Source organism: Gracilibacillus salinarum (assembly GCF_022919575.1).
Taxonomy (GTDB): Bacteria; Bacillota; Bacilli; order Bacillales; family Amphibacillaceae; genus Gracilibacillus; species Gracilibacillus salinarum.
On sequence record NZ_CP095071.1, the window covers coordinates 1,183,593 to 1,207,367 of the forward strand.

15 protein-coding genes are annotated in these 23,775 nt (G+C 39.6%); all 15 read right to left on the reverse strand.

Translation table 11 applies throughout. The features are described from left to right. Positions 1–205: 205 nt before the first annotated feature. The gene (locus tag MUN87_RS05805) at positions 206–832 is read right to left on the reverse strand and encodes a rhamnogalacturonan acetylesterase (RefSeq protein ID WP_244746739.1); all 627 of its coding nucleotides are present in this window, start codon (positions 830–832) and stop codon (positions 206–208) included. Continuing rightward, entirely contained in the window at positions 833–3,337 is a 2,505-nt protein-coding gene (locus MUN87_RS05810) for a hypothetical protein (protein WP_244746741.1), read from the reverse strand. It abuts the gene before it with no gap. Between the two features lie 11 nt (positions 3,338–3,348). Then, on the reverse strand, positions 3,349–5,694 hold the full coding sequence (locus tag MUN87_RS05815) for an AraC family transcriptional regulator (RefSeq protein WP_244746743.1): 2,346 nt from the start codon (positions 5,692–5,694) through the stop codon (positions 3,349–3,351). 504 nt (positions 5,695–6,198) lie between these two features. Beyond that, positions 6,199–8,802, reverse strand: a complete 2,604-nt coding sequence (locus MUN87_RS05820; protein ID WP_244746745.1) for an exo-rhamnogalacturonan lyase family protein — start codon at positions 8,800–8,802, stop codon at positions 6,199–6,201. Between the two features lie 16 nt (positions 8,803–8,818). Beyond that, complete coding sequence (locus MUN87_RS05825) at positions 8,819–12,115, reverse strand: glycoside hydrolase family 2 protein (protein ID WP_244746746.1); 3,297 nt, start codon at positions 12,113–12,115, stop codon at positions 8,819–8,821. Between the two features lie 352 nt (positions 12,116–12,467). Continuing rightward, positions 12,468–13,361 (reverse strand): diacylglycerol/lipid kinase family protein, encoded by an 894-nt coding sequence (locus tag MUN87_RS05830; protein WP_244746748.1) that lies wholly within the window; start codon positions 13,359–13,361, stop codon positions 12,468–12,470. A gap of 16 nt (positions 13,362–13,377) precedes the next feature. After that, a complete protein-coding gene (locus MUN87_RS05835; protein ID WP_244746749.1) occupies positions 13,378–14,595 on the reverse strand; it encodes an EAL domain-containing protein in 1,218 nt (405 codons plus the stop codon). A gap of 101 nt (positions 14,596–14,696) precedes the next feature. Then, positions 14,697–16,067, reverse strand: coding sequence for a type I glutamate--ammonia ligase (glnA, locus tag MUN87_RS05840; protein WP_244746750.1), 1,371 nt, complete (start codon positions 16,065–16,067; stop codon positions 14,697–14,699). A 236-nt stretch (positions 16,068–16,303) separates the two neighbouring features. Beyond that, complete coding sequence (locus MUN87_RS05845; protein WP_244746752.1) at positions 16,304–16,507, reverse strand: YdbC family protein; 204 nt, start codon at positions 16,505–16,507, stop codon at positions 16,304–16,306. A 2-nt stretch (positions 16,508–16,509) separates the two neighbouring features. After that, positions 16,510–17,679 (reverse strand): tryptophan synthase subunit beta, encoded by a 1,170-nt coding sequence (trpB, locus tag MUN87_RS05850; RefSeq protein ID WP_244746754.1) that lies wholly within the window; start codon positions 17,677–17,679, stop codon positions 16,510–16,512. A 103-nt stretch (positions 17,680–17,782) separates the two neighbouring features. Then, positions 17,783–18,949, reverse strand: coding sequence for an MFS transporter (locus tag MUN87_RS05855; RefSeq protein ID WP_244746755.1), 1,167 nt, complete (start codon positions 18,947–18,949; stop codon positions 17,783–17,785). A 1-nt stretch (position 18,950) separates the two neighbouring features. Further along, positions 18,951–19,367, reverse strand: a complete 417-nt coding sequence (locus MUN87_RS05860) for a MarR family winged helix-turn-helix transcriptional regulator (protein WP_244746756.1) — start codon at positions 19,365–19,367, stop codon at positions 18,951–18,953. Positions 19,368–19,457: 90 nt separating this feature from the next. Beyond that, positions 19,458–20,930: a sodium:solute symporter family protein gene (locus MUN87_RS05865; RefSeq protein ID WP_244746757.1), complete on the reverse strand. Its 1,473-nt coding sequence runs from the start codon at positions 20,928–20,930 to the stop codon at positions 19,458–19,460. Further along, positions 20,927–21,115 (reverse strand): hypothetical protein, encoded by a 189-nt coding sequence (locus tag MUN87_RS05870; protein WP_244746759.1) that lies wholly within the window; start codon positions 21,113–21,115, stop codon positions 20,927–20,929. The genes MUN87_RS05865 and MUN87_RS05870 overlap by 4 nt, the downstream gene beginning before the upstream one ends. A 1,007-nt stretch (positions 21,116–22,122) precedes the next feature. After that, on the reverse strand, positions 22,123–23,748 hold the full coding sequence (locus MUN87_RS05875) for a BCCT family transporter (RefSeq protein ID WP_244746761.1): 1,626 nt from the start codon (positions 23,746–23,748) through the stop codon (positions 22,123–22,125). Between the last annotated feature and the right edge of the window lie 27 nt (positions 23,749–23,775).

Below are 23,775 nucleotides of genomic sequence, written 5' to 3' on the forward strand. Positions count from 1 at the left end.
CTGCGGAGCCTATTTCCGGAGCTTTGCTAAGCAGATAAAGTATATCAACATTACCATTTTGTAAAAAAACTTTAGATTCCATAATCCATCTTATGAGAACCCATTTTCATTGCTCAGCATGATTACTTATGATCGATTTATTATTCTTCCTTAACGTATAAAAGAAGAAATCCCCCTACTTAATCGGTAAGGGGCTCAAGATTAATCAATTTGTAACTATCATTTGTAATTGTTCCGCAATGATAACAGCAATTTGGTTTGCGCCTTTCTCTGTAAAATGAGTATGGTCGGTTCCATTCACATCTAGCATGTAGTACGTAGTCGCTTGATTGAATCCGACTTCTGTCAGATGTGCAATGCTTAACGACATTAAATCGAGTAAGAGACATTCCTCTTCTTCCGCCACTTCTTTCATAGCATTACAATAATCGTTAAAATCTATTAAAAATTCACCTGAAACATAATGCAAGCGTGCTACCGGCGTAATTAGTACAGGCGTCGCATCATGAGATCTTGCTGCTTCAATATACTGCTTTAAATAATGTTTGTAATCCGTATAAGGGTCGGTGTATCTTTCTGGTTTTTCCTTTGTTGCATCATTATGGCCCATTTGGATCAGCAGATAATCACCTTTTTGCAGCTCCTTCTCGATATCTTTTAATCTACCTTCTTCAATAAACGTTCTTGAACTCCTGCCACCAATAGCATGATTACGAATCGTGTATCCTGGTATATACGCTGCCAGGAATTGACCCCACCCCGCTTGAGGTACTTGTTCCTTTGGGTAGGTTTGACAAGTAGAATCACTTGCCAAAAAAATACTCGATTTCATTTACTCATTCCTTTTCCCTATTATTTTTATTGGTCCAAATAATCCTGAAGGCAATATTTGATGATCCATTTCATTTGCACTGTTATTGGTGATAGAAATGTGCAATGTGTTTTTTCCGTTCAGCAAATAATCTGAGGAAAATGCCACGCTATAAGGGGACCACATTTTCACCTTTGCTGGTGAATCGTTCAAAGTTACTTCCGCTATTTCATGTACCTCTCCTAGATCAATCACTAGCTTCTCGACATCTTCCCCATCATAATCAAAGTTAAATTGATATTCCATTGCACCTGAGAAATACTGCAACTCCTCACACTTTGCCCAATCCAGTAGCTCTGTTCGATTCCAAGCATCCTTTTGGTTTAGGAGCTGTAATGTAGGCGTCCATTCTTTCGCTACAACCATCGGCTTCACTTGCGTTTCTATCGTGCCAGATCCATGACCAGCTGCCCAAATAATGGATTCTCTTCTTGGGAGAGTTAAATAGTAGCTATTGTCAGCTGATTTAACTAGTAAACTTCTTTCACCTGTCCAAGGGTTCCATTGTTCATCAGGCTGATCAGCCCTAAACTGGATACTACCCTCGTAATTGTTGTCTCCTTCATTCGTCATAAAGTAAAATAGGCGACCATCTTTTTTGACTTTCGTTATTCGTAGATCTTGGTGATCTCCTGTTAGATCAGCATAACGATGCATTGTTAGCTGTTCTAGTAAAGACTTATGATCTTCAATAGCTACATCAATTGTTTTAAAGTCCGGAAGCTGTTGTGTGTTGGAAACAACATAGACGTTACCTCCTTGATCAGCAAAAAGCTTTAATTGATTCAAAACACTGTTATCAAACTGTGACCATTCCAACTCATCGACTACAACAGCTAGATATGATTGTTCACCAATTAGCAGACGACCATTCTTTACCATGACTTGCCCGTCTTTAAATAGTGATTCATGTACATAATTAAATTCCATTTGATTTTGATAAAAGGTCGCAGCCACTTTCCAAGGTATATAATGATCAAGTGCCAAAATTGCGATCTCCGTCTGATTAACACTATCTGCCATGAGCCAGCTAATCCGTTTGATATACGTACTGAAGTAGGAGTAGTATGGCCACCACACATTATTCAATCCTACATCTGGCGGACGTTCATGACTTCTTTCTCTCCCCTCAACTGAATAGTAAAAGGCATGGGGACAAAATAAGTTAACACCTCTTACTGCTAACCAATCGGTATACCACTTCATATCAGAAGCGGATAAATTCCAACTGTTATCCAACCCACAGACACCGAGATATTCATTTAAGTTTCTTCTACGGCCATAATGTCTGGCTGCATCACTGCCACACTTACCGGCAGTAGAATGCTCACCAGTAATACCTTTGCCATCTTCCGGCGCTACCCATCTCCAAACAACATCCTGACCTGGAATAGTAAAAGGCTTCAACAAACCGATATCATCACTTTTTGCTGGATGACCAGTTAAATACAAGTTATTTTCTTTACACCATTTTGCTATTGGTATGTAGTAGCTTTCGAGCATTCGTTTGTCTATCGCCTTATGATATGTTTGCCTGATCCTAGACGTTTCCGCTCCTATATCAAAAAATAATCCAGGCAAGTCTTCAACATGAAGTCCTTCTTGATACAGATAAATTTCAAACCGCTTCGTCCATGCCAGGTAACCACGCTTTGCATTTCTTCCGGTAATGTCAGGCTCATCCGTAAACATAGCAAAGATCGTATTCCCAAAGTAATTTCCTACTTTTTCTTTATACCTTTCATGAGTTAAATCGATAAAGGATTGAACAGCGGCTGGATTCAATAAATCAGCAGAGGGTGGAGCATTTCTTTCACCATCATCTTGATCCGGATGCACGCCACGAATTGTCCCTTCTGTATACCCTTCTATTAAAAAAAGACATGCATAATCATCTTTTTTACGATTGTTTGCCTGGAAGAAAGAATGAATCACTTCTGCTGGAACCGCGGCCTTTTCTTGATCAACCTTTACTACTTGGGCATTTAACGGATAGAGGCATGTCGTATGGCGAGCATCATACCCACCACTTTCTTTTTTCAATGCTATATACACAGCGACGATTCGATCGCCTGACTCCAGTGGCACTTCTGCAGGTCGGTCCCAATCATTGATCACCTCTGCCTTTAAGCCTCTGCTTGCAAATGTCGGTTCCTGTTCCACTACTTTTCCATTAGCAGCACCTGAAGGATACATCGCTTCATCATATAATATCACGTGCATATTTCGATTAGCTGCTTCCTTCACTGCGAACTGGACATATTCCATAAATTCTTCTGACAAATATTTGGTCTGTTCGGGGATCCCTTTACGCGGGTGTAATACGAAGCCATCTACCCCTTTTTGTTGAAAATCTTCTATTTGCTGCCGTAACACGTCTTTATCAAGTCGGTCATTCCAAAACCAGAACGGCATTGGTGCAAACTCTGATGCTGGTTGAAGAAATTGTTGATATAATTCATCCACTTGTATTCCTCCTAAGAATTACTTGCCCTTGATTTACGATATTGACTTGGAGGCAAGCCTACATGTTTTTTAAAGATTCTATTAAAATAACTATGTCTGTAGCCCACTTCTTCTGCAATTTCATTTATTTTCATATTCGTTTGTACTAAGAGTTCTTTTGCTTTATCGAGTCGTAACTTCGTCAAATAATCAATAAAATTAACACCGTGCACTTTTTTAAAAGCCTTACTGATCGTATAAGAGGTAGCATTGACATACTCTGCACAACTTTCCAGTGAAATGTCTTCCATATAGTGCTTTTCGATGTAGGATACAATCTTATCGACAACCATCTTCATTTCCATATTCATATTATCTTCTAAATAATGAATATATGGCGTTATGACTTGCTCTATCAACCACTTGATTACCCATCCCATTTCTCGAAGTTGCGCTAGTTCTTCATACATATTCCGTCCTTTAAATAAAATGACGGGATCTACACCGGAAAGTAATATTTCGTGTTGAATGGCACTGTATAGCTGCATCATGCCAGCTTGCACACTAACCTCTTTCGTACTATTCTCGAGTAGCTGATCAAAGAATTGACGGATTAGCGTCTCTGTTTCATTAATTTTCCCTCTCCTGATCGATTGGATAATTTCTTTTTCCATTTCAAATGGATAGAATAATTGGTGACCTGTAACATGCTCTTCGACTTCATTTAACATAAGAACCTGATTCTGATTATGAAAATCTCGGAAACGTTTGACCCTTCCAATTTCTTCAAACAGAAAATTAATATCTTTGATCTTAGGTGTTTTTGAACTGATCGTGATCGTGACATAACGTGATAAGACACGGTTAATCGAATTCGTGATATCATCACTCAGACTGCGTAATAAATCAGATACATTCGAAATATGATCAGGTACAATTAAAAAAATTGTTGCCGTCATATCATATTGATTGAGAACGGCGTATTGTTCAATGTACTCTTTCGTAACGTCTTCTGCAATATTCGCCATAGCAAAGGCTAGTAAACTATCATCCTCGTATTTTCTTTCTTCATTGGCAACGATGCCTGTTAATTGAATATCGAGTAATACAAAGGAAGTATCGTCCACTTTCCACCGGTAATTCTCCATCCTTCTCTTTAGAGCATATTCATCGAAATCATATAAATATCCCTTCGTTAACTGGATAAGGAAATTTTGTCTTAATTGCGGTATTTGTTTCGATATTCTTCGCTCCAATTGCTCACTCTCAAAGGTTAAGGTATCAATGCGGTCTCTAATTTGTTTAAATTCGTCTTTCGGGCCTTTTTCTTCCATAGAATTTGCAGTTGTAAAACTGCTTGCTAGATTTCTGACCGGCTGATACAAGCGGTTGGACGCAAACCATGTCAGGAGAAATGCTAAACCCAGCACCGTCAAACTGGCAATTAAGATAACTTTAGAGATCGTGATAATTGGGGTTGTAATAGCTGATATCGGTGCTGCAGATACATAGGTCCACTCAGAACCGACTCGATTGAATGTTCCGAATGAAACAGAGTATGTTTTGTCATCCCAATCCATTTGAAAGGAACGATCAGACTGTTCCTTATTTGCAAACATCGAAACTAACCTCTTGGTAAATGCTTGATCAGCAGACTTCTCAGTCGACAATAATAATTCATTATTTTCGTTCATTAACAGAGTTACACCATTACTATAGGGTGTTAATGTTTCCAATGTTTGCGTTAGACTTTTCTTATCGAGCGAAACAACTATTGCACCGAATGAACTGTTTACTACTCCAGGAATCTGATGAGCTAATAGTAAATTATTTGCATACTCAGTTTCCTCAAACTGCTTCTCATTGTGATACCATGAAATATTAGTCGATGAATCCAAAAAACTATGATAAGCATCTTGCTGCTTCTGATCGTTAATTTTGTTCATATACGGTGTAAACAGTACCGGACCATCTTGTGTTTCCACAAAGAGATCCACATGACTAATCAGCGGCTGACTACCTTCAAGAATTAACAATTTCTGCATAATATCTCTAGTTGTTTGAAACTCATACACAAAATCTGTTGTAATCAATTGATAATTAAAGGTTGGCTCATACGCCCAATATGTAAGTGATTCTTCCAGATAGTTTAGTTGGTCATCAATATTTTGTGCGCGCTCATCTATTTCTTCTACATGCACTTTTCGCAATTCATTTTCTGTCGAATCTAAGCCAAATGTATAAATAGCAATACCGGATATAATGCCTGGAATCGATGTAATAAACAGAATTAATAGAAAACTTTTACGAAAATAATTGCTTTGCCAACGATTTAAAAACCAGTATTTCCAATTTGTCATCACTTTTCTGAATTCCATTTTCCCCACCTCACAACATTTATATTACCATAATTGTAAGCGCTTTTACATAAAGTGAGGAAAAGATTTAAAATTGTTTACAAAACACAGGGGGAATGTGAAGTTCTCATTATGCAAGTTTATACCCCCCAGCCAGCCACTTCGCATCATGCCGGAGCCTTCATGATCGATATCCGTACATGCTCTACCATTTATAACAAAATTATAACGTAACGAAAGGTGTTCTAATATATTCTCGTTTTATCACGGCGCTAACCGTCCGTAATACCTCCACTTCAAAATTCGAGAGCTAAATAAGAAGTTAAGTGGGGAATAATCGGACGATAACTTCCTATTAGTTTCGCTAGCAATCAGTGCGGGTCACCCCTCCACTGATTAAAGTCTCACTTTATTGATTCGACAGAAAGGCATTCCCCCTTATCAACTATAATGACACTATAAAGGGCGAACACCTTTCCTGCAATATGCAATTTTTGAATATTGCATACGGTTGTCCTTTACAAGTTAATACTTATTTGCCAAAGTTGTATTTTCTTGCATAGCGGGTTCCAAATACTGACCAATCAGTTCCAGACAGACAATTACGTTTAGCGACCATTGCGAAGCTGTGTTAGTGGATATGTTTTTCACTTCTGAGATTGGTTTTACGTAATCGTTGGTTCTATTTATCTTTAAGGGTGATTTGATCTGCCAGTGAGTATCGTCTTCTAATAAATATTGCCACGCCTCTTTCGCCAATTGCGGATCTCGCTTATATGCTGCAGCAAACGCCACTAACGTGGAGGAAAGCATCGACGTTCCCCAGGGTTTGTCGCCTGGAATTGCTCCACCTGTTTGTTTCGCTTTTTCTTCTGTGGGCAGGTTATAAAATGCACCAAACTCTGCTAGCATATCCAACCATTCCGGATCTTCTAATACCTCGGCTAATTCCATCCAGACCTGTGCACCACCCATACTCATAATTAAGTGATGTCCATGGTTTTCATGACCGAAGAACATTAATTCGCCAGTCCTTGGTTCATAACCGAATACCGGCCCTGTCAGCAAGCGATACGGCATATTTTTTAACGAATCAATGCCTGTCAGCATTTTATCACGGAATGACGTATCCTCATAACGTTCCCACCGTGTTAACCAGTTAGAGCAAAATGCTGCCCAGTCAGGGCCACTTCTTACGTGAGTCGGGAAATGATCCTTAGGATAATACGCCCGCATAGGTGGTAAATGCTCTGTCGTGTAATCGGCATTCACTACTTCGTCCATGATGTCGCCAATCCGTTCATCTGCTGTCAGATAATAATAAATTTTATGCAATCCAGCAGCACCAATTCGTGCTTCCTTACAGCCGCAGCCCCAGTGAACGACATTATGTCTGGATCCCAAACCAGTATATTCGCCGATATGATATACATCTACTTCACTTGTATGTCTTGTCATTGCCTCTGCAAAACGAAAAATATCATCACGGCCAGACCGCAGGAACATATACCAAAGCCAATAGTTGGGAGCTAACTCTGTGTTCTGCCACGCACAGCCACCTAAGTCATATTTCCACACGTGACGGATCGGATCATAGCTGTGCATCACATCACCGTAATGCCAAAAACCGTACCACCCTCGTTGTTCCACCTCATTCATGTAGAATTGAACTACTTCATCAAGCGCTTGTTCAAGCTTTGCTTTTGTCGGAGTACTTTCATCCTTTACACTCCAAACGCCTAATGCACTGGTTCGATGATAATAAGCCGGCTCACATACCAGCAGCGCAGGAGATTCTTTCTCAAGGACAAATGACTGCAACTCCTTCTGATCAGGCGTAGATGAGTAGAATCCCACGGTGATTTCATTGGTATTGCCCACCCCGTATGGCGTACTGCGGAATTCTTCTGCACCTTCATAGGAAGATTTCACATGTGTATCGGTATCATAATGCCTCATATCCATCGACGGAACCTCAGGTGACCAGAACCATGTCGATAATGTACTTGTTCGCTTAGCTAAATCTTTTACTTCAAATGAGGATGGATGTTTTTTCCAGAAGTGACGCACGCCAATGGCCATCCCACCTGATTCACTTCCAACATAAGTAACACCATTAGCACGATTTCCGGAAACAGCATGTACCCAGGAACATCCATTTTTCGTTTGTTTGGATATAGCATAACTATCTGCAGAATGCTGGACCAACTTATAATTTCCCCAAGTTGCCGCATCATCGAGCAAGTTGACAAAAGGTTGATCATCATCCAAAAATTGAATCGGCTTGCCTTCCATTTGGTCTTGATAAAGGGTTTCGTAACGTCCTTTTGTACGCCAGGTAAGCATCCCTTTAGGTGATTCATGAAAGAAGCCATCATCACCAGCAAACCGGAGATAGCGATTATATAATGGTCCTTCCATTGGTATTTGGAAATCAATCCCGATCCCTTTGATAAAATCTTGATGTGGATTACCGTCATAGATAAACGTATGCACCGCTTTCATCGTATATTGACCCTTGTAAAAATATAACCTTAACGTAAAGGGCAGCCATTTACGCTGATCTGTAACAACTTTATGCCGTCCTGTAACCTTCACGACTGCTCTTACTGGACCACTTTGTTCGACAATTACGCTATTTATATCACTGTAGAAAGCTTCCTGTTTTGTTATCACAACGCCATCGGTATCAGCCGAGGATTCTTTTATCCCTTTCAAATATCCACCTTCACACACAAGCTGTTCACCATCGTGTACCTGGCTGATAATTTGTTCACCTGACCTATTTACGATATAAGTCAGATCACCGGTGTTGATTTCGATAAATTGATTAGACTCTGTTACAATCAGAGGATGCTCAAGGGTGGCAGCTTCCCCTTTTTTTACCTGATAGGATTCTGCCAAGCTATCATCCATTAGGGATACCGCATGTGCTGTCCATTTCACACTGCCATCTGGCCAGTATGCTGTCGGCCATGATTGAAGTGGAATCTCTGTATCCATGCTATCCATTAATGTTAAGGAATCTGTTTTCTTTAAATGCCCTTTCTCCCAAGGTATTCCCCATGTTACCCCCCGGTTGACACCAGGTTTCTGATCTAACCAAGATAACTTCACGTTAGTTGACATTATTTATTACTCCCTTCTAATCAGCTATATTTATTCGAAACAAGCTTGCCTTCTCGTCATAACAGGAAATGACACCTTTGATATAAGATATAACGGCATTAATTTCCACGATAAAAGCTTCATTTGAATCCTTATACGGCTCCCCATTTAATAGATTTTCTTCACCATCTACCAAAAGATGTGTCCTACCTTGTTCTGCTATTACTGTTCTCCCTTCTGATTTTATCGTTAATACCCCATTCTGTTCATCATAGTGATAGTCAAATAAATGAGAAAAATCCCGCTTCATACTCTCGAGAATAAACAATAGCGGACTGTAGACACTGCCATGTTCATAGATACTGAGAATGCCATAGGTGTTTGGTTCTTGCCCGTTCACTACAACTTTACAATAGATATGATCCGGCTCTTGATATTTAACAGCATCTGCCTCAGCTATTGTTTCAAATGAATAGCGTCGATTGCCAGATTGCCTAATAGATGCCGGTACATATTGAGGGTAGTCAAGTGACAGTGGTCTTGTATCAGCGGCTTGACTAATAATCTCAACACTTTGATCAGGTAACCCTTTCATTTTAGCTGTCAATTTGATTAAACCAGCTTGATCCGTTGATCGGATAAATACACGATTATTACCGCACTCTGCATAAACATAATGTTGATGGATGACACTATCATTTCTTCCATAACCTTTAAATCTTCCACTATTATAGCCTCCAAGAAAGACTCCCTTGCCTTCTAGTACAAATTCAATTTTATCGTTTGCTAGAGGATGTACCCGATCATGATTATCTGCCACCTCCACATCTACATAAGCTATATCGGTTCCGTCTGCTAATAACCCTCGTTCACCGGTATAGGTTGTAAGCTTTATTTTAGTTGGCTCCAATACGGTATGCACTCTATCACTTGTAACTTGCTTTCCTTGATAATCGTAGCCAACAGCAGTAATGGATCCCGACTGCGTAATATCAACATGAGGAAAAGCAAACACAAACGTATCTAACGGTTGATCACACGTTGCCAGTAACTGGTTATTAATATACAGATTAATTTTGGCAATACCGTAACTGCCCATGACATATACGGTTTTGTCACGTGGATTTCTAAATTGAAATTCACCATTTTTACGCCAATAAGTTCCATCAAATTCTTTTACTGGATAGCGATAGTTATTGCCATCAAACGCAGGGTAATTCCAGTGTCCGACAATGTGGACCATTGGCTCCGGTGACTGTATCGTTCGGAATACATCAAAGTTTTGCTTTTTTATTCGCACCGGATCAACACGACCGCTCATCCTGGCATTTTCGCTCGCCGATTGCCTTCCGTGCTGAGCGGAATCTGTCCAGCATAATGCCGCTGCAGCAGCATAATAATTCTTACCAGAAGCTCCACCAATGCGATCATGGAAGAATTCTGCATAACCTTTTGCCGCACAGAGTGCGAGATCCTCTGAAGTAAGATCATGACAATCCGCCCCTACTTGCTTTCGTCCACCTGGACCCAACCAAAGGTTATCGTAATCAAAATCTGGTGGCGAAAAATCATCCCAGACGCGTCTTGGTGCTTCCTCACGCAGATATTCTGTCTCGGTGACAGGCATTTGTTCAGACTGATAGCGACCAGCATGGCGATTAAGCATAGTGCCTACATATTCCGCCTCTTGTAAAACTTCATCTGTGTTTAACGTGCGGCAGCCCATATATCTGCCACCGCAGGGATCGAGCTTCTCTTTTAATAATCTCATTTCCTTCATATGCTCAGCATTAATCGAATTGTTGCCAGCTTCCCAAAACAAAATGGACGGGTTATTTCTAAAATAAATGATGACATCTCTCATAAGCTCCACACGCTGATCCCACTGTCTCCCGAAATTTTCCCTTTCCTTGTCGCCGGCTGGTTGGGTACAAACTACGCCATACCGGTCAAATGACCGAATATCTGCAGGACTGCCAGCTACATGCATAAAGCGGATATGGTTCGCATTGCTTTCACGAATTAATTGCGCATCGACATCTTTTAACCAATCCACCGCAGTCCCTATGGCCGCCCACTCATTTGCAGCACGCTGTGCATAGCCCGTTAACCATACTCGTTGATCATTGATTTGCAGTCCTGTTTCAAAATGATAGGAAACCTTCCGAAATCCAGTAGTGTTTGTTACTTGATCCATCACTTCACCGTTACAGATCAAATATGTTTGTACAGTATATAAATAAGGATCATCCGGCGACCAGAAGCGCAGATCAGATCCAGTTGTACTGTTTTTTACGAGTGTGACCTCTACAGAATCTGTTTCCGTCGGTGCCACTTGATCTTCTGGTACAGGCGCATATCCCATTTCAGTTCTTTTATAAGCATCCTTTGGAACTATCGATAATGGTGGATTAGTAGTGCGCGACTTTGCCTGTGGTACAGTTATAGATGCTGAAGATGTTTGTGCTACTTCCTTACCGCTATGATCATAAATTATCGATACTAAGGTTACTACTTGCTCGCTCGCTGATTCGTTTCTTATCTCCGCATGAACATGTATCTTTGCCTTTTTATTCTGTATATCAAAATCAGAACCATAAATATATACACCCTTTGTCTGCAGATTACTGTATATCGGTAAGGTAATATGTAGTCTTGGTTTAACGTGCAACCTGATGTTTTTCGTAAGACCACCAATACTAGGATTGAAATCATTAGCATTCCAAAAATACCCTACTCCTCGTTTATCCTCCGATATAGTCTCTGGTTGAAGCGATGCAATGAATGCACCAGGTATCGCTCCATCGTTATTAGGTGTTTCCGCAGCAAAGTGATCTAAATTTCTGGATGATGTATTATCGGTCGCAATAGCAATTAAATTGTCTTCCTTATCGTGTATGTATGGCGTAAGATCGAACCCAAAAGGAGCTACACCAGCCTCATAATAACCTGCCATTTCGCCATTCACATACAGATAACATGTTTGACGAATTCCTTCCAATTCAATCATCACTTTTTTGCTGTTATGTTTCGCAGGTAATTTAAACCATTTTCTGTAGAACGCAAAGGTCCGTTTCTGACCACTGCCAGCATCCTCAATTCTTGCTTCAAATAAATCTCTGTCATTATAAGTGTGAGGAATACCCACTGTTTGCCATTCTTGTTCTTCGTATTCCTTCTCATAAAAATATTTTCCGTTTTGATCTTTCCATGTGTTCAATGCCACTTGTAACGGAAAACAATCTGCCAGCTTAAACCGCCAATCATAATTAAAATTATATACGTCGGATTTCACTTGGTTACTATCGATGAAATGATGGCTATTGTTTCTCATTTTTTCTACATTCCTCCTTATTAGCTCTTTTGTCAGGAAGCGTTTTCAAAATGATAGCATTGATCACCTTTTCCAACAATGATACTTTTTTGCCTTAACTAACAAAAAAGCATTCGAAGCTATGCGTATAATATACCATTCCTCCAGAAACTCTATCACCGATCACCGGGCAAAAATGTGTTGGTTTATACATAAAGGAAGCTCCACTTCCCACTATGACTGTTTTCAAGTCTCTTCGAAAAAACTGCAAGAAAGTATTGCTGGTAGTACATGACACATGTCCATATAACCACAACTAAAAAGTTGGATATCATGTTGATGCTTTCTTTACTAAACACAAAAAACACCTGTATCAGGTGTTTTTTGTCAAAATGTTAATATGCTGTTTTAAGACGGAGAGGTTGATCGGTGTGGACTCTCCTTCGTCTCCGTCAATATTCGTTATTTTGGAAGGGGTTGTATGAACAGAAATCTCTTTTGTTTTCCAATAGGCTACTTGCTGTTGATCCTTTAGCGAACCATTTACAAATTGAGTCAACATCGAGACACTTTCCAAGTTGGTCAAATCCTTGATAGCATAAACATGTAAGTAGCCATCATCCACTTCAGCCTCTGATAATACGTGCTGGATTCCAGCGACCGTATCCGTAACAGCAATTATGATTAAAATCACTTGGTACTGTTCCTTCTCCTGATCGTGCTCAATTTCCGCAGTAAAGATGTCATGTTCCGAAAACTTTTTGACCCCTTCGATAAAATAAGCAAGTGGTCCTAACTTAGATTTTTGTTCTGCTGAAACTTGGTAGGTAGCTTCAGCAATAGCACCTATATTAACTAAATTCATGAAATAGTGGTCGTTTATTTTGCCGACATCGATTGGCCTTGCATTCATTTCATTTAACACCTGAATAGCTTCCTCCGGCTTCAAAGGAATATCAAGAGCTTTAGCAAAGTTATTGACCGTTCCCAACGGAATAATATGAAGCATTGGCCGATGCTCCTTTTCCGCCAATCCATTAATCACTTCATTAACAGTCCCATCTCCACCTAACACAGAAACAAGGTCTATTTTTAACTGACTTGCTTCTTCAGCAAATTGTAATGCATCGTTTGCTTTTTCCGTCTCTCTTACTAAAACCTCGTAATCATGGTGCTCTAATATTTCCCTTATATCATCTTTGAATTGTTGTGCCTTTTCCCGGCCCGAACTAGGATTTACGATAATCATTGCTTGTTGAGACGCCAACTGAGGTACCTCCCTCTTACCACAATAAATCTTGATGCTCATCTAAATACATTGGGGAGACATCCATAAATAAATAAAGTGTCTCGTCTAACGGAAAAGAAAACGTGCGAATCCTTTCTCCTGTCTCAATGTCATTATAGAGCTCAGATAAAAAACCTGTTTTTTCTTCCTTCATCCGGATCACATTCTCGATAAAGTATGGACGCCAGCTCCAATTTTTCCCTTTAACAGTCTCATCCCATACCCAATCATGTCCCAGGTGAATAAAGTTTACTGTTTTTTGAAAACCGTCTTCATCTGTCACATAGATTCGAAAGAAAATATGCTCCATTTCTTTGGCTAAGTCATCTACTTGTTCATCAAGAGTTTTGCTTTTCTTTATTAATTTCCATTTCTCTTGCACTTGATGATTTAATGTCGTTGTCAGTTGAAATTTTGTTGTAAGCTTTGCACGTTCCACTTGGATAAATTGCTGAATGTCTTGACGAAAGCGGTCTTTGAGACGATCTTTTTCGACAAAGTGATTAACGGGTTCAGCTAAAAAGCTACCTTGATAAAACCGACCATTATTTCGCCAAGCATAATGGAAGTGGTAGTTAGATGAAATACCGTCAAATAGCAACTCAGCACCCAGCTTACGTGAAAGTAAGGACAGAGAGTAAATAATACCGTGGAACGCTGTCGACATGGATTCATTCTGTAATGCTTCTAAGTCAACTTTAAGAATATCCGGCTCCATCAAACTGATCCGATCTAAATTACTCGATCCTCTTCCTAAATCATCGATTGCTATTTTTATACCCAATGTTTTTAAGTATTTAAACGTATGTAACAGCATTTCGATATCCCCTGCGAAATGGTGTTCGGTAATTTCGATAATGATTTTCGAAAGATCAAGGCCTTTTTCTTGATAAGCAAATAAATGCTCTAAATATTCGTCTTCTTTATCAGAAGCAAAATAATCTGCATGAACATTAATATAGAGTTGTTCATCCATCCCTTGTTCCAAATATTGCTGCAATGCAAGATCTTGTATTTTCTGATCCATCTCCATTTTGAAATCATCCGGAACATTGGGATCACGAAAAAAAGGACCTAGACGAATAGATTGATCATCCAATTCCAATCGCCCCAGCACTTCGTAGCCAACCACTTCATGACTGTCAGCGCTAAAAATTGCCTGAAAATGCGGTTTTATTTTATCTACATGCATCATTATATCTAAAGGATCCATGTGCATTCTCCTCTCCTTACATTTATTGTAACGGTGGCAAACTGTTTAATCAAAAAAAATAGTCTGAATCCGTTTGGAATTCAGACTATTTATTACTTTCATTAAAATTTGGCCTGATAGCGATCAAGTTCCCATTCCGTTACGGCGATTCGATAACTGTCCCACTCATCCTGTTTAAATGAAACATATTCATTCAAAGCAAACTCTCCAAGAACTTTTTTACCAATTTCTCCTGTTTTTAGAGCTTCAATCGCTTCACCAAGCATCGTTGGAAGATTATCAATACCACGCTCTTCACGTTCTGCTAAATCCATGCTGAAAATATCATCTACTGTTTCTGCAGGTGCTTGTAATGATTTTTCAACGCCATCAATACCAGCAGCCGCAATACTGGCAAATGCATAGTAAGGGTTCGCACTCGGATCCGGACAACGAATTTCTACACGAGTACCTGCTCCACGAGTGGCTGGGATACGTACTAATGCAGAACGGTTAGACGATGACCATGCAATGTAGCAAGGTGCTTCATATCCAGGCACCAGACGTTTGTACGAGTTAACTAATGGATTAGTTAATGCTACGAATGACGGTACGTGGTGTAATAAACCAGCAATAAACGAATAAGCTGTTTCAGACAATTGACGAGAATCTGACTCATCGTAAAATGCGTTCTTTCCAGCATTTTCATCGAATAAAGACATATTTACGTGCATACCGTTACCATTTGCACCGAAAACCGGTTTAGGCATGAAAGTAGCGCGTAATCCGAATTGCTGTGCAACTGTTTTTACTACCCATTTAAAAGTAGTTGCATTATCTGCTGTTGTTAACGCGTCATCAAACTTGAAATTAATTTCGTGTTGACCTTCTGCCACTTCATGGTGAGAAGCTTCAATAGTAAAGCCCATTTTTTTCAACGTTTTATAGATTTCTAACCGAACTCTTTCACCTAAATCATATGGTGCCGGCTCGAAATAGCCACCTTTATCATGCACTGTTTGTGTCGGCTGGTTCTTCTCGTCTGTTTCAAATAAGAAGAATTCCAGTTCAGGTCCGACATTAATTGAAAAACCTTTTTCTTTCGCTTTATCTACTGTATTTTTTAAAATATTACGAGGATCTCCTTCAAACAACGTACCATCCGGATTTGTTACACTACATAAGAATCGTGCTTCAGAATATCCCTCTTCTTCCGTCCAAGGTAACACGGCAAATGTATTTAAATCTGGTAATAAGTATAAATCAGACTGGTTAATAGGTGTAAAGCCTGTAATAGAAGAACCATCGAACATTGTTTCTCCTTTTACTACATCATCAAGTTGTTCAGCTGTCACTGTAACTTGTTTTAACGTTCCTTCGATGTCTACAAATTGCATGTGTAATAATTCAACATTTTTTGTTTTAATAGTTTCTTTAATTGTTTCTAATTGTTCAACGGTGTTCTTCGTTTTCTCTGGAGTAATGGTTGCCATCTTTTATTTCCCCTTTTCCATGTAACTATTTTTAACATCACTTGTTATTCACCATCCTACATGCTATCCGGGATATAAGTCGATAACATTGTAAGAAAATCTGACAAACTTTTTAAAAAAAATTTGATACCTTATCAAGTGATGATTATTTCACCTTTCTCGCTGAATCCCGCCACAATAATAGCTAGAAAGCTATCGTACAAAAAACAAGCACCCTGTAAAAGGATGCTTGTTTTTTATAAATTTTTTAACGTTTGCCATTCTTCTTTTGTCAGGGTTACGCCTTTTCCCATTTTTTCATGGTCAGGTGACCAATCGCGTATGTCATACTTTGGCTCTCGATCATTCCAACTGATCAAATTAACTTCTTTCTGCCACCCTTTTTGTGATTCTGACAATATAGCAACATGTTCGATAATTTCGAATTTTATTCCTGCCACTTTTATACCTCCTGAATATTTGCCTCATGTTCCATCTCAAAGACTTGCTGAACATCTTTATCACCGCGGCCCGATAGATTCACAATGATACTATCGCTGGCACGTAAGTCTTTCGCCAGCTTCATGGCATATGCAACAGCATGAGCACTTTCTAATGCGGGAATGATACCTTCTGTTTCGGATAATAATTTAAATGCAGCTAACGCTTCTTCTCCCGTTATCGTCACATATTCTGCTCGTCCCGTTTCTTTGAGATAGCTGTGCTCCGGTCCTATTCCAGGGTAATCCAAACCAGCTGCAATCGAAAAAGTTGGTTTTGGATTACCATCGTCATCGAGTAAAGTCAGACATTTAAAGCCATGTATTACCGCTGGCACCCCTTCCGTTAATGATGGTGCTTCAGCTGGTTCTACCCCGATTAGTCGGACATTTTCCTCATCTATAAAGTGGGCAAATGCGCCAATTGCATTACTGCCTCCCCCAGCACATGCTACAACTGCCGCAGGAAGCTTCCCTTCTTTATCGATAATCTGACGTTTTGATTCTTCGCTGATCACCGACTGAAAGAATTTCACCATGGTAGGAAATGGATGTGGACCTACTGCAGACCCTAGTAAATAGAACGTATTTTGATAATTCTCCACTAAATCTGCTAAGGCAGCATCGACTGCATCCTTTAACCGACCTTGACCAGCAGCAACACTTTCTACCTTCGCACCTAACAACTCCATCCTAAAAACATTTAAGGCTTGCCGCTTCATATCATGTTTTCCCATGTATATCGTACAATCCATTCCAAACATTGCGCAAGCTGTAGCAGTGGCAACACCATGCTGTCCTGCACCTGTTTCAGCAATGACTCGTTTTGCTCCCATCCGTTTTGCTAGTAATATTTGTCCAATTGCATTATTAATCTTATGGGCACCGGTATGGTTTAAATCTTCTCGCTTCAAATATATTTTTGCCCCTTGTTGTTGCTCGGACAAATTTTTGGCAAATGTTAACGGGTTTTCTCTGCCAACGCAATCTGCCAAAACCTGTTTAAACTCATCAATAAATACAGGATCCTTAACAGCCTGTTCGAATTCTTCCGCTAATACACCTAGTACTTTCCCTAAATCTTCCGGTACGTAACTGCCACCAAATTCTCCGAATAAACCTTGCTCGCCCATGTATGTTCTCCCCTCTCTCGTTCCTAATTCTATTTTAGGGGAAGCATGATAGAGATTCAATTCATTTCTTGAAAATTCAAAAAACAGATAGAGCTTTTCAAATTTATTCTGTCACTTGCTTCGCTGACCATTTCATATATATAGAGAATATCCAAATAATCATGCAGACAAACACCGCTAAGAGAATAAACATCTGGGTAAATCCTAACATCGATGCAACCACCCCTAACACGCTCGAACCGATGGCAATACCCGCATCATACAAGGTTAAGAATGTTGCTGTAGCATGTCCGCTTCTTGACAAGGAAACCTTTGAAACAGAAATAGATAGGAAGAAAGGCAATAACGAACCATATCCAATTCCGATTACTCCAGCCGCCAGCAAGAAGGTAAACGAGTTGTGCGCTACACTCAACAGAACAAATCCAGCAGCAAACAACAGCATACACGGAATGATAACTGCACGTGGTCCTCTTAAATCAAATTGTTTCCCTAAGAAAGGACGTGTAGATAGCATCGTAATCGCAAAAACAGCAAAGAAATAGCTAGAGACCTGATCCAGCCCTCTAGCTGAGGCAAAAACTGAAATGAAAGATACGATACTTGCATACGCAAACGAAATTAATAACCCTATAGCGGCGATTGGTAACACAGGACGCTCCAGTAACTCTTTCCAATTAAAGGGTGTAACTTCTTGTTCTGGTGGATGCTCAACTTTTAACAAGAAGGTAGATAACACGCTTAAAATAGCAAAAATAGATAAAATGATAAACAGATTATTATAGGAAGTTATTTGAATGAGACTCAATCCGAAAAATGGTCCCAGTACAATAGCTAGATTCATTGACATCGTAAAATAGCCGAGTCCTTCTCCTCTTTTCGCAGCTGGAATAATATCCGCTGCTAATGCTGATGTCGCAGTAGTTACAATGGCAAATGAAAAGCCATGAACAAAACGAAGTAACAGTAACGCATAATAGGAATCAATCCAGATGTAAACCACCATTGTGATTGCAAAACAAATATTACTGATCAGTAATACTTTGGTCTTTCCATATTTACTAAGAATCGTTCCAGAGAACGGACGTAATAATATAGCAGCTAATAACATTGCTGTCACCACCATGCCGCCTTCAGCTTCTGACCCGTTCCATTCATTCATAACAAATAAAGGTAACGTTGTTAGTAACGTATAGAAACTCATGAACACGAATAAATTCACGATAGCTAAACTAATAAAATCTTTCGTCCAAATTTTGTTTTCTGTCATATTATTCCTCTTTCTCTATTGATAGTTTTTCTAGAAGTTGCTGGAATTGATGTCTTTCCTGTTGCGACAAATTTTGCAAAAATTGCGCTTCTGTCTTTTTTATCTGCTTCATTATTTCGGGATAAGTAGATTTTGCTTTATCTGTCAATGTCACAAGGCGTTCTCTTTTATCCTGTCCGATTGACCGATGGATCCATCCATTCTTCTCCATACGGACCAAAGTTCTTGTAATAGTAGGTGCCTCTACTTTTAGATATTGCCAGATTTCTGTTTGTGTCATTTCCTCTTGTTGAAACAATGTATACAATATCGTCCATTGAGAATGAAATAAACCAAATGGCTTCAATTGTTCATTTAATTCAGTTTGAAAAAGACGCAATTTTTGATTATATAAGTGCAACAAATGACTTGTATCCATAAATTCCCCTCCTAATTATTTACCCAGGTAAATAATTCGCTTTTACCAGTATAGTTGAAAGGATAAAAAATGTAAAGAAGCAGCCGTTCGTTATGAACGACTGCTTCTCATATTTTGTCTAACATATTGCGTAAATTCCTCTGCTTTTTGCTTTGGTGCTTTCGTAACAAGGCTGACAGCGATGAATAGCAAGCTTGACGATAGTAGTCCCCATATACCGGATTTTAAGCCAAATAAGAGCCCATCCGTTGCTTCCACCCAGATAACAAGCAAGCTGCTCAGAACAACACTGCTGATCGCACCAGCCGCTGTACCTTTTTTCCAAAAAAAGCTGCCGATGATTGCTGGAACAACAACAATCAGACCTGATGAAGCTGCTACAGACAAGACAGCTATTAAATCCAGCTCTAATTTAGCAAATAAAAATGTCAGAACAGCAATAACCGGAATAACCAGCTTACCTACCATTAACTGCTTACTATCATCTGCCTTATCCGTCATATTACGATAAACATCTCTTGAAAATAAAGAAGACAATGTTAATAATATCGAATCAATCGTAGAAATAGCTGCCGCCATAATTCCAACCATTACAATCACACCTAGAACTGGCGGGACAACATCTGACGATAATAGTGTCGGCGTCGCCAAATCGGCATTTTCTAAATCAGGGAATAGCACGGAAGCAGAAAAACCCCAAACGACAGAAACGATCGTATAAATAAATCCAAACACTAAAAATCCTAGCAGCATATGCCGCATGCTCTTTAGCGAAGCAGGCATAAAAAGTCGCTGACTAACCTGTGGATTCGAAATGCTGAAGAAGAACCATGGAATCGTTAAACCTAAAAACGTCCAAAAATTGAAGAATCCATTACCAGGTACCGCTAACGCTTGTGGATCTCTTGCTTCAATGGCATCAAAAAATCCACCAATGCCACCCAAGTGAAGAATGATCACAATCACCACAATTGTAGAAGTTGTAATCATTAGTAACGACTGCAGTGAATCTGTCCAGGCAACAGAGCGAATACCTGCAATATAAGAAAAAACAATCGCTAGAACCGTTGCAATCACAACACCTGTCGTAAATGGAATAGCACCGTCTGTTACACCTGCTAACAAATAACCGATACCTGTTAGTTGAACAGCACTGTACGGAATCAGAAATAGACAGCTCGATATTGCAGTAACAATCGCAACCCATTTACTTTGATAACGATCCCCCAGCATTTCCGACGGTGTGACATATCCATACTTTTTGCCAACCAGCCAAAATCGCGGACCAAAAATGGCTACAAGCGAAACTCCCATAAAATAAATGATTTCAAAACCAAATGCACCTACACCACCGTTATAGGTCAAACCTGCAAGTCCTACCAGCATAAAGGCACTGTATGTGGTTGCACTATAGCTTAAGGCAGATACAAATCCATTCAGCTTGCGTTCACCCAGAAAATAACCTGCCATACTTTTCTGGTCACCACTCCTAGATAAATAAGCAATTATAATAGCGATAACAACATATACCGAAATACTCGCCCAAACTAAGCTCGTACTCATTCTTCGTCACCCCAATTCTTCGATAAAAAGTAATTGGCGATGATGACAATGATAGCTAAAATCGACCAAATTAAAAAGCTTCCATACCATTTTGTAACATTGCTTAAGAATGCGTATGGAATGAAATATCCAAGAAAAACGATGATCAAAATCACCAGTCCCCATATTTTCTCTTTCTGATTCACTACACTCACCTAACCTTTCGTGTCATGAGTTTTATTATACACATTTTCATACATGTGTAAAGACACTTGTGAAAATTATATGTAAAGCGAATTCCTATTATAGTTATCTGGTCTCGTTTTAACGAGGCAGTACTGATGGGAACTAAGTAGTTACAACTTTTCATTTCATTTTTTATAGTGTGTTTCACCATTCCTTAACTATTACACAAGACTTGCATGCATTAGTCACAACTATATATAAGAAAAGCCGGACCTAACCAGCCCGGTCCTAACTACATAATATGAATTATGCAAAGTGGAACTTTTTGCAAGATGGTCATTTTGATATATTTTATCTGCTCAGCAAAGCTCCGGAAATAGGCTCCGCGTCCTGTGGGCACGGCTTCAGCTAACTTAGGAAAGAAAATTCTTTTCTTTCCTAAGTGGATCTTCAGCTCGCGCTGATTCCACGGGAGTCTCCGCCTATTCCCTACGCTTAAGGGAAGTGCTACAATGTATGGAACAGCTAAAAGCAGTGGTTTTAGGCATTATGTTAATCATTCAATTCCTGTTATATAGGGATGAGTGATCAGTATGCTATATCTTACAAAGGTTGTAGAGTACCAATTTTAGCGGAGGCCAACCACGTAGACTCCCGCGGGACAGGCAGGCGCTGAAGATCCACAACGTCTGCATCTGCGTCTACTAGTAAAGCTTCGACGTAGGCTTCCTCGGTGCAAGGCAGCAGAGAAGTATTTCGGGTAGTAGCCTAGTTTCAGCCGTGCCCCGCAGGACGCGAAGTGGTTGGACGGAGCGGTATGCTAGCACTTGAAACATTTCAAAATTACCTTATTGCTAAGGCGGTTAGTTTACATAATCCATATTATAAGAACCCTTCTTCATATACAGCATGATTACTATCATGACTGTACTTATAAACATTAGAAAAACTCGGCGTTCGCCTCGTTTATACTTTTCTAACGTAAAAAAAAGACAAGATCACACGGAGGATCTTGTCTCTTTTCTCTTTAATCATTCTTTTTATCAGGATCTTTTTCTTTCAACACTTCTAATGCGGATTTTTTCTTCTTTTTCTTCCATCTTTTTATATGAATGGTTGGTGATTCATAATCATCGGATGCTGTAATATCCCGGTTTGATGCTCTCATGAAAGACCACGCCAACAAGAACATAATAAAGATTAAGGGGAAACCGCCGACTATACTCGCCGTTTGTAATGTATCCAATCCACCTAAAAACATTAAGACGAGTGGCATGATACAAAGAGTAAATGCCCAAAATAGACGATTCCATCTGAATGGCTCATCTCCTACCTCTTTTTGAACAACAGATGCCAAAATAAAGGAAGACGAATCAAACGTTGTAGCGAGGAAGATAATCGCTAAAACCGTAAATAAAAAAATCATCAGATTCGGTAAAGGCAATTGTCCAATCACAGCAATAATGGTTGCTGCCGGACCATTGGCATCCATATAACCAATCGCATCGAATTGACCTGTCAGCTGTAAATGAAGACCAAAATTCCCCATGATCCCAAAAAACAACACACAGCCTAATGTACCGTATACCATTGTACCAATAATCATTTCCCTTATCGTACGTCCTCTGGAAATACGTGCAACGAATAGCCCGACAAATGGTGCATATACAAGCCACCAGGCCCAATAAAAGACGGTCCATCCTTCCGGAAAACCTGTCTCATTAAAACCGGCAAGATTACCAAATGGTTCAACCCAGGTTGCCATTTTAAAGAAATTATCTAATAAAATCCCCACAGCATTAAACGTCGTCTCTATGATAAAGCGTGTCGGTCCAAAAATAAGAATAAAAGCCAGAATAAATAATGCAAGCCATAAATTGACATCACTTAATAGTTTAATTCCTTTTTGCAGTCCTGAATATGCACTTATCGCAAAAATCACGGTACAAATTAACATAATTACTGCCTGCATACCAAGTGTTACCGGTATACCAGTTAAATGATGAACTCCTTCCGCGATCATCGGAGTACCTAATGCGAGAGTAGTCCCGGCACCGCCTAACAGACCAAATATAAACAGTACATCGATCAATTTACCAATCGGTCCATCTACCCATTGTCCAAGCACCGGTCGTACTGCTTCACTCACTTTCAATACTGGTTTCTTCCGCACATAATAAAAGTAAGCAATTGGTAACGCCGGCAATGTATAGATCGCCCATGCAATCGGTCCCCAGTGAAAAATACCATATGCTGTTGCCCATTGGATCGCTTCATTCGATTCTGCTTCAATACCGAACGGCGGTCCCTGATAATAGTAAACCCACTCAATAACAGACCAATATAGAATACTTGAACCGATACCAGCAGCGAAGAGCATGGCTGCCCAGGAGAAAGAATTGAATTCTGGCTTTTGTCCTTCCTCTCCCAGTTTAACATGTCCATTTTTACTGAATGCCACATACATAAGAAAAGCAAATACGATCAACCCCATTGCTAAATAGAAAACACCAAAGTTCGTCGTTAAAAACGTATTTGCCATACTCACAAATTCTTTACCCGCTTCTGGGAATAGAACGAGAGGAACTGTAACTGCAATTAATAATATAAAGGCCCCAATAAATGTAGGCCAGTCGATTCGTTGATTATTCAAATACTTCACCTTCCATTCCTAAATAAT